The sequence below is a fragment of the Yersinia aldovae ATCC 35236 genome (assembly GCF_000173735.1).
Lineage (GTDB): Bacteria > Pseudomonadota > Gammaproteobacteria > Enterobacterales > Enterobacteriaceae > Yersinia > Yersinia aldovae.
This window is the reverse complement of the sequence record NZ_ACCB01000137.1, coordinates 1-251: the sequence shown is the minus strand read 5'-3', so window position 1 is coordinate 251 and position 251 is coordinate 1. Positions and strand designations below refer to the sequence as shown.

Below are 251 nucleotides of genomic sequence, written 5' to 3'. Positions count from 1 at the left end.
GTATCCCCTCAAAACGGCCCATTCACTTTTAGAGATCTTCCGACATACTGATTATGTCACCTGAGGAGATCGCTATGCGTAAGATCCGATTCACAGAGCACCAGATCATCGCCGTACTGAAATCAGTCGAAGCGGGCAGGACCGTCAAAGATGTGTGCCGTGAGGCTGCTATTTCCGAAGCCAGCTATTACAACTGGAAGGCGAAATATGGCGGGATGGAAGCCGCTGACATCAAAAAAATCAAAGATCTT

The 251-nt window shown here is 48.2% G+C and carries 1 protein-coding gene; it reads left to right on the top strand.

The features are described 5' to 3' along the window. Positions 1-53: 53 nt before the first annotated feature. A partial coding sequence (locus tag YALDO0001_RS19590; RefSeq protein WP_435372775.1) for a transposase occupies positions 54-251 on the top strand: 198 nt, incomplete at its 3' end.